This window comes from Rhodopseudomonas parapalustris (genome assembly GCF_053772255.1).
Genome location: NZ_JAMKBZ010000056.1, coordinates 1 through 7,639 on the forward strand (window position 1 = coordinate 1; position 7,639 = coordinate 7,639).

8 protein-coding genes are annotated in these 7,639 nt (G+C 65.1%); 6 read left to right on the forward strand and 2 right to left on the reverse strand.

The features are described from left to right. Nucleotides 1-184: 184 nt before the first annotated feature. On the reverse strand, nt 185-940 hold the full coding sequence (locus tag M9H71_RS24765) for a DUF1223 domain-containing protein (protein WP_455407520.1): 756 nt from the start codon (nt 938-940) through the stop codon (nt 185-187). 165 nt (nt 941-1,105) lie between these two features. Next, nucleotides 1,106-3,823, reverse strand: coding sequence for an aconitate hydratase AcnA (gene acnA / locus M9H71_RS24770; protein WP_455407521.1), 2,718 nt, complete (start codon nt 3,821-3,823; stop codon nt 1,106-1,108). A gap of 215 nt (nt 3,824-4,038) precedes the next feature. Between acnA and ccmA the strand changes: the two genes are divergently transcribed. The 6 genes from ccmA (at nt 4,039) to M9H71_RS24800 (ending at nt 7,509) form a co-directional block, all read left to right on the forward strand. After that, a complete protein-coding gene (gene ccmA / locus M9H71_RS24775) occupies nt 4,039-4,641 on the forward strand; it encodes a heme ABC exporter ATP-binding protein CcmA (protein ID WP_455407522.1) in 603 nt (200 codons plus the stop codon). Further along, complete coding sequence (ccmB, locus tag M9H71_RS24780; protein WP_455407523.1) at nt 4,638-5,306, forward strand: heme exporter protein CcmB; 669 nt, start codon at nt 4,638-4,640, stop codon at nt 5,304-5,306. Before ccmA ends, ccmB begins: the two co-directional genes overlap by 4 nt. 171 nt (nt 5,307-5,477) lie before the next feature. Further along, on the forward strand, nt 5,478-6,212 hold the full coding sequence (locus M9H71_RS24785) for a heme ABC transporter permease (protein WP_455407524.1): 735 nt from the start codon (nt 5,478-5,480) through the stop codon (nt 6,210-6,212). Then, nucleotides 6,212-6,385 carry a heme exporter protein CcmD gene (ccmD, locus tag M9H71_RS24790; RefSeq protein ID WP_455407525.1) on the forward strand — a complete coding sequence of 58 codons (174 nt, stop codon included), beginning with the start codon at nt 6,212-6,214 and terminating at the stop codon, nt 6,383-6,385. The genes M9H71_RS24785 and ccmD overlap by 1 nt, the downstream gene beginning before the upstream one ends. Before the next feature lie 15 nt (nt 6,386-6,400). Further along, nucleotides 6,401-6,997, forward strand: a complete 597-nt coding sequence (locus tag M9H71_RS24795) for a DsbE family thiol:disulfide interchange protein (RefSeq protein ID WP_455407526.1) — start codon at nt 6,401-6,403, stop codon at nt 6,995-6,997. Nucleotides 6,998-7,137: 140 nt separating this feature from the next. After that, nucleotides 7,138-7,509, forward strand: a complete 372-nt coding sequence (locus tag M9H71_RS24800; RefSeq protein WP_455407527.1) for a ComEA family DNA-binding protein — start codon at nt 7,138-7,140, stop codon at nt 7,507-7,509. Nucleotides 7,510-7,639 lie beyond the last annotated feature (130 nt).

Genomic DNA, 7,639 nt, shown 5'->3' on the forward strand with positions numbered 1-7,639 from the left:
ACCCCCGCTCACCCCGCGGCTTTCCTGCAAAATCGAATACTTGCCAACAATCGATCAGCCAACAAAATCAACCGCTTCCAAATTGTTCACGGACGACTTTTGAGGGCGGACGCTCCAGATCATCGAGCTGCAGCCGAGCCGGGACGCTCGGAGCTGCTGTCGGCGAAATCCCGACGAATGCGGTTCAGTTCAACGACGTAAAGGCGGCGCCGAGCATCGCGCCGGGCTTCTCGCGGCTGCCGTTCTGGACATACACCGCCGCCGCATCGACGCCGTCACCGACGACATTCTCCAGCGGCACCGTCCATTGCTCGGCGGCGCCGGTCCAATCGCCGACCTTCAGCAGATTGCGCACGACATTGTGGTAGGTGACGTGGCGCCCGCGATTTTCACCGCGCCCAATCTCGATCGGAATCGCTTTCGAGACCCCGCAGATCCAAACCTCGCCGTGCCTGACCGGATCGCCGTCCGGGGCCGCAGCGACCACAACCTTGATCTCTTTGCCCTCGACCGACAGCGACACCGGCACGTTCATCACGCCGGCGGATCGATCGGTGGTCTTGATCGCGCTGTCGATGCCGGTTCGATTGCTGCCGACCAGGTGCTCTGACCCGTTGACGATGACCTGCGGGGTGAACACGTCACGGTCGCCCCGCACTTGCGAATAGGCTTTCTGGCGGGCGGTGAAACGAGCGTCGGCGAGCGTGTCTTTCCAGCCGAGGTAGTCCCAATAATCGATCGGGAGGCTGAGCGCGATCACCGACGGATCGCGGGCGAGTTCGCCGATGATCTTGTCCGCCGGTGGACAGGACGAACAGCCTTGCGAGGTGAACAGCTCGACCACGGCGCGGGGCTCTGCGGCAGCAACATCCACCGTCGCGATCGTCACGCACAGTCCGAGCGCGCCGGACCACCGCGAAAATCCACCAACACCGTTCATCGTCGTTTGCCGAACCGCCTTGCCGAGAGCTTCGGGACGGCGGTGCGCCGCCCTCCAACGAGGAGCCTTAAAACGAAAAGGCGGCCTTTTGCATAGGCCGCCTTCCGTTCACCTGCCACTCACTTCGCAGTGAGGCAATCTTCGACTGTTGGCTGAGATCGCGGCTCAGGCCGCGAGCTTGCGCAGCACGTAGTGAAGAATACCGCCGTTGCGGTAGTAATCGAGCTCGTCCAGCGTGTCGATGCGGCACAGCAGCGGCACGCGCTTGCGCTTGCCTTCGGCCGTGGTGATCTCGGCTTCCAGCATCTGCCGCGGCTTGAGGTCGCCCTCGAGGCCGCGGATGGTGACCTTCTCGTCGCCCTTGAGGCCGAGAGAGGCCCACGAGGTGCCTTCGACGAAGGTCAGCGGCAGCACGCCCATGCCGACCAGATTCGAGCGGTGGATGCGCTCGAAGCTCTGGCAGACAACGGCGCGAACGCCGAGCAGACGGGTGCCCTTCGCGGCCCAGTCGCGCGACGAGCCGTTGCCGTATTCGGCGCCGGCGAACACCACGAGCGGCACTTTCTCGTCCTGGTACTTCATCGCGGCGTCGTAGATCGACATCTGCTTGCCGTCGGGCCAGTGCTTGGTGAGACCGCCTTCCGGGATGTTGCCGTCGGCGCCCTTCAGCATGTGGTTCTTGATGCGGATGTTGGCGAAGGTGCCACGCATCATCACTTCATGATTACCACGACGGGTGCCGTACTGGTTGAAGTCGGCCGGACGCACCTGACGCTCGGTCAGGTACTTGCCCGCCGGCGACGTCAGCTTGATCGAACCGGCCGGCGAGATGTGGTCGGTGGTGATCTTGTCGCCGAACAGCGCCAGGATGCGGGCGTCGACCACGTCGGTGATCGGCTCCGGCTGTTTGGTCATGCCTTCGAAGTAGGGCGGGTTCTGCACGTAGGTCGAACCCATGTTCCACTTGTAGGTCTCGCTCTCGACCGTCTTGATCTTGCGCCAGTTGGTGTCGCCCTTGAACACGTCGGCGTAGCGCGACTTGAACACCTTGGAGGTCACGAACTTCTTGACGAAGGCGTTGATCTCCTTGGTGGTCGGCCAGATGTCCTTCAGATACACCGGCTTGCCGTCCTTGCCGGTGCCGATCGGCTCGACCGCGAGATTCTTGGTCACCGAGCCGGCCAGCGCGTAGGCCACCACCAGCGGCGGCGAAGCCAGGTAGTTCGCCTGCACGTCCGGCGAGACGCGGCCTTCGAAGTTGCGGTTGCCCGACAGCACGGCGGCGGCGACGATCCCGTTGTCGTTGATCGACTTCGAGATCTCCTCCGGCAGCGGGCCGGAATTGCCGATGCAGGTGGTGCAGCCGAAGCCGACCAGGTTGAAGCCGACCTTATCGAGATCCTTCTGCAGACCCGAATTCGCCAGATACTCGGCGACGACCTGGCTGCCCGGCGCCAGCGAGGTCTTCACCCACGGCGCCGACTTCAGACCCTTGGCGGCGGCATTGCGTGCCAGGAGGCCAGCGCCGATCAGCACGCTCGGGTTCGACGTATTGGTGCAGGAGGTGATGGCGGCGATCACCACATCGCCGTGGCCGAGATCGAAATTACGCCCCTCGACCTTGTAGCGCTTGCCGTCGAGCGCCTTCTTGTACTCGGCGTCCATCGCTGCGGTGAAGCCTTCGGCGACCCCCGACAGCGCGATACGCCCTTCCGGACGCTTCGGGCCGGCCATCGACGGAACGACGTCGGCGAGGTCCAGCGTCAACGTCACGGTGAACACCGGGTCCGGCGATTTGGCGGTCCGGAACAGGCCCTGCGCCTTGGCGTACTTCTCGACCAGCGCGACCCGCGCCGAAGCGCGGCCCGAGGTCTTCAAGTAGTCCAGCGCCTCGCTGTCGACCGGGAAGAAGCCGCAGGTCGCGCCGTATTCCGGCGCCATGTTGGCGATCGTGGCCTTGTCGGCGACCGAGAGGTGATCGAGGCCGGGGCCGAAGAATTCGACGAACTTACCGACGACGCCCTGCTTGCGCAGCATCTGGGTGACGGTGAGCACCAGGTCGGTGGCGGTGACGCCTTCCTTCAACGCGCCCTTCAGCTTGAAGCCGACCACTTCCGGCAGCAGCATCGACAGCGGCTGACCGAGCATCGCGGCTTCCGCCTCGATGCCGCCGACGCCCCAGCCGAGCACCGCGAGGCCGTTGACCATGGTGGTGTGGGAGTCGGTACCGACCAGCGTATCCGGATAGGCGACCTCGAAGGTGCCGGTCTTGCGGCCGATGGTCATCTTCTGCTTCTTGGTCCAAACCGTCTGCGCTAGGTATTCAAGATTGACCTGGTGGCAGATGCCGGTGCCGGGCGGCACAACCGAGAAGTTCGAGAACGCCTTCTGGCCCCACTTCAGGAACTCGTAGCGCTCCTGGTTCTGCTTGTACTCCTCGGCGACGTTCTTCTTGAACGCCTGATTGTTGCCGAAGAAGTTGACGATCACCGAGTGGTCGATGACGAGGTCGACGGGCACCAGCGGGTTGATCTTCTCAGGCGAGCCGCCGAGCGCCTGCATCGCGTTACGCATCGCGGCCAGATCGACCACCGCCGGAACGCCGGTGAAGTCCTGCATCAGCACGCGCGCCGGACGGAAGGCGATTTCGTGCTCAAGCGCCTTCTTCCGCATCCACTTGGCGACCGCCATGATGTCGGCTTTCTTGACGGTGCGGTCGTCCTCGTTGCGTAGCAGGTTTTCCAGCAGCACCTTCATCGAATAGGGCAGGCGGGAGATGCCTTTCAGGCCGTTCTTCTCTGCGGTGGGCAGGCTGTAATAGACGTAAGACTTGCTGCCGACCTTGAGGATCTTCCGGCATTTGAAGCTGTCGAGCGAGGTCATGTAAGGCGGGTCCCAGATTATCGTTTTCGATGGGGCGAGCTTGTATGCTGGCTCCGGAGGGGCAGGCCGTCCGGCTTGCAGGCGCCGATCGTGTGCTGCATCAAGTTCCGGCTTATAGAACCTTTCCAATTGCGCCGCCAGTTCGACAATGACAGGCGAGCGCATCGATTTGTCAGTAGACCGTTCCGATCCCGGAGCGGAACAGGTTGGGATGCATGCGGCTGTCCGGGCGCGACTTACGATGTGTACGAGGCGGCCGCGAGGTATTCGCCGGGCTCGGCTTCGAAGCGAGCGGCGGCGAGGCGCTGGCGCTGGTCGGACACAACGGCGCCGGCAAGACGTCGCTGCTCCGGCTGATCGCCGGGCTGCTGACAACGGAGGCCGGAACCATCACGCTCGATGGCGGGGAACCGGATACGCCGGTTGCCGAGCAGGCGCACTATCTCGGACATCGCGATGCGCTCAAGCCCTCGCTCAGCGTGAATGAGAATCTCGGCTTCTGGCGCGACTTTCTCGGCGGTGAGCGCGCTGATCTGGACGCCGGCATCAAGGCGGTCGGGCTCGCTCACGCGGCGGAACTGCCAGCCGCTTATCTCTCCGCAGGGCAGCGGCGGCGATTGTCGGTCGCCCGCCTGCTGGTGGTCCGGCGGCCGATCTGGCTGCTGGACGAGCCGACCTCCGCGCTCGACGTCAAAGGCCAGGAGCTGTTCGTCGGCCTGATGCAGGATCACCTTGCCCGCGGCGGCATCATCGTCGCCGCCACCCATACCCCCCTCGGCATTCCGGTGCGCGAGCTGCGGATCGGAGCCTCAGCATGACCGCGCTCGGCGCCATCGTTCGCCGCGATATCAAAATCGCGCTCCGCGTCGGCGGCGGCGCACTGATCGGCGTTCTGTTCTTCCTGACCGTGGTGGTGCTGATGCCGTTCGCGGTCGGCCCTGACCTGGCGCTGCTGAAGCGGCTCGGCCCGGCAATCCTGTGGCTCGGCGCGCTGCTCGCCAGCCTCCTGACCCTCGATCGGCTGTTCACCGCCGATGCCGACGACGGCTCGCTCGACCTGATCGTGATGAGCCGCACACCGCTGGAGCTGACCTGCGCCGCCAAGGCGCTGGCGCATTGGCTGGCGGCGGGCCTGCCGCTGGTCGTCGCCACGCCGGTACTTGGCCTCTTGCTCAATCTCGACGGCAGCGCCTCGCTGGCCGTGATGGCGACGCTGCTGGCCGGCACCCCGGCGCTGACCTTCACCGGCATGATCGGCGCCGCCCTGGCGGTGACGCTGCGCCGGGGCGGGCTGCTATTGGCCGTGCTGGTGCTGCCGCTGTCGATCCCGGTGCTGATCTTCGGCGTCTCCGCCTCGCAGGCGGCGATCGTCGGCCCGGTGTCGTTCGGCACCCCGTTCTCGATCCTGTGCGCGATCTCGCTGCTCAGCCTGGTGATCGGCCCGTTCGCCGCCGCCGCCAGCCTGCGCCAGGGGCTCGACTAGAACCGGCGAAGCGTCCTTAGGTTCGGTGCCGGTGCGGTCCGCTCGGACCCGCGGAACGCCGGATTCGCCCCCGCGCGCAGGCGCTTCACTGTCGATCAACTCCTCCGGAAGTCGCCGCCGATCTGCGCCACGTCATTGCCTGCGCCGGTCCCGGACATTATCAGGGACGTCATGAAGCTGACCGAACTCGCCAACCCGACCCGGTTCCTGACGCTTGCAGGGCGACTGCTGCCTTGGCTGGCGGGGGCGACCGCATTGGCGCTGGCCGCCGGCCTCACCCAGGCGATGCTGGCGCCGGACGACTATCAGCAGGGCGCCACCGTCAAGATCATGTTCGTGCATGTACCGAACGCCTGGCTGTCGATGTTCGTCTGGGGGGTGATGAGCATCGCCTCGCTCGGCACGCTGGTGTGGCGGCATCCGCTCGCCGACGTGGCCGCCAAGACCGCGGCGCCGATCGGCGCGGCGTTCACCTTTCTGGCGCTGGTTACCGGCTCGCTGTGGGGCCGGCCGATGTGGGGCACCTATTGGGAATGGGACGCCCGGCTGACCTCGATGCTGGTGCTGTTTCTGATGTATCTCGGCCTGATCGCGCTGTGGCGCGCGGTCGAGGACCCGTCGCGTGCGGCGCGGGCCGCGGCGGTGCTGACCCTGGTCGGCGCGATCAATCTTCCGATCATCAAATTCTCGGTCGATTGGTGGAATACGCTGCACCAGCCGGCCTCGGTGATGCGGATGGGCGGATCGGCCCTGGACAAGGCGTTTCTGATCCCGCTGCTCGTCACCGCGGTGGGCTTTTCGCTGCTGTTTGTGACGTTGCATCTGGCGGCGATGCGCAACGAGATCCTGCGGCGGCGGGTGCGTTCGCTGCAGATGATGCAGGCCAGCCGGGCCGAGGCGGCGTGATGTTCGGCAAATATGCGGATTTCATCGTCTCGTCCTACGCCGCAACCGCCATCGTGGTGGTGTTGCTGATCGGCTGGGTCGCGCTCGACTATCGCAAGCAGAAGGCGCGACTGCGCGACCTCGAAGCCCGCGGCGCCGTCCGCCGCTCCGGCCGCAACGCCACCGATCACTGAACCAGACGGATCATCATGACCGATACGTTCGAGCCTGCCTCGCCGAAGCGCCGATCTTGGCTGGTGGTCCTGCCGGTGCTGCTGTTTGCCGGGCTGGCGGTGTTGTTCTGGTTTCGGCTCGGCGACAGCGACGTATCGCGGATTCCCTCGGCGCTGATCGGCCGGCCGGCGCCGCAGACGCCGCTGCCGCCGCTCGAGGGACTGAATCGGGACGGCGCCCAGGTCGCCGGCCTCGATCCGGCGATGTTCAAGGGCAAGGTCAGCGTCGTCAACGTCTGGGCGTCGTGGTGCGTGCCCTGCCACGATGAGGCGCCGCTGCTGGTGACTCTGGCGCAGGACAGCCGGATTCAACTCGTCGGGATCGACTACAAGGACAAGCCCGACAACGCCCGCCGCTTCCTTGGTCGCTACGGCAATCCGTTCGCCGCGGTCGGGGTGGACGCCAACGGTCGCGCCGCGATCGAATGGGGCGTGTACGGCGTGCCGGAGACATTCGTCATCGGCCGCGACGGCAGGATCGCCTACAAGCTGGTCGGCCCGATCACCCCGGACAATATCGAGAAGGTGCTGAAGCCGGAGATCGACAAGGCATTGGCTGCGCCGCAAAGCTGATCGACCTGTTAGCGCCGCCGAAAACCCGTAGAGAAATAAATCGGACCGTTTATCGGCCGTTCATCGCAGCGCCATTGCGGCGCCACGAATCCGGGATGAGCTCAGGACGTTACTAACAACGTCCTTTGGAGGGACATCCGATGAGTATTTCGACTTTCCGTCGTCTCACGCTCGCCCCGCTCGCCGCCGCCGTCGCGCTCGGCCTGCTCGTTTCCGCGCCTGCGATGGCGCAGGCCCCGCAGCCGGCGACGCCGACAACCAAGATGGCCCCTGCGCCGAAGGCCGAGACCAAAGCGGCGGCTCCTGCAAAGGCGGAGAAGACCGAGCTTCTCGACATCAACTCGGCAACCGCTGAACAGCTCGATGCGCTGCCCGGCATCGGCAAGGCGTACTCCGCCGCGATCATCAAGGGGCGGCCCTACAAAGGCAAGGACGAACTGGTGCACAAGAAGATCGTGCCGCAGAAAACCTACGATGCCATCAAGGACAAGATCATCGCCAAGCAGAAGTAAGTCCGGCGATCACGCGACGCCAACGCGTCAACGTACTACGTCATGCCCGGGCTCGACCCGGGCATCCATCCCTTCACAACAAGATGGATTGCCGGGTCAAGTGTTCAGCCCGGCAATCACAGTCTGGGGC

Excerpts from the sequence above, each read along its gene's own strand:
- M9H71_RS24765 (WP_455407520.1), bottom strand. The coding sequence starts at position 940 with ATGAACGGTGTTGGTGGATTTTCGCGGTGGTCCGGCGCGCTCGGACTG.
- acnA (WP_455407521.1), bottom strand. The coding sequence starts at position 3,823 with ATGACCTCGCTCGACAGCTTCAAATGCCGGAAGATCCTCAAGGTCGGC.
- ccmA (WP_455407522.1), top strand. The coding sequence starts at position 4,039 with ATGCGGCTGTCCGGGCGCGACTTACGATGTGTACGAGGCGGCCGCGAG.
- ccmB (WP_455407523.1), top strand. The coding sequence starts at position 4,638 with ATGACCGCGCTCGGCGCCATCGTTCGCCGCGATATCAAAATCGCGCTC.
- M9H71_RS24785 (WP_455407524.1), top strand. The coding sequence starts at position 5,478 with ATGAAGCTGACCGAACTCGCCAACCCGACCCGGTTCCTGACGCTTGCA.
- ccmD (WP_455407525.1), top strand. The coding sequence starts at position 6,212 with ATGTTCGGCAAATATGCGGATTTCATCGTCTCGTCCTACGCCGCAACC.
- M9H71_RS24795 (WP_455407526.1), top strand. The coding sequence starts at position 6,401 with ATGACCGATACGTTCGAGCCTGCCTCGCCGAAGCGCCGATCTTGGCTG.
- M9H71_RS24800 (WP_455407527.1), top strand. The coding sequence starts at position 7,138 with ATGAGTATTTCGACTTTCCGTCGTCTCACGCTCGCCCCGCTCGCCGCC.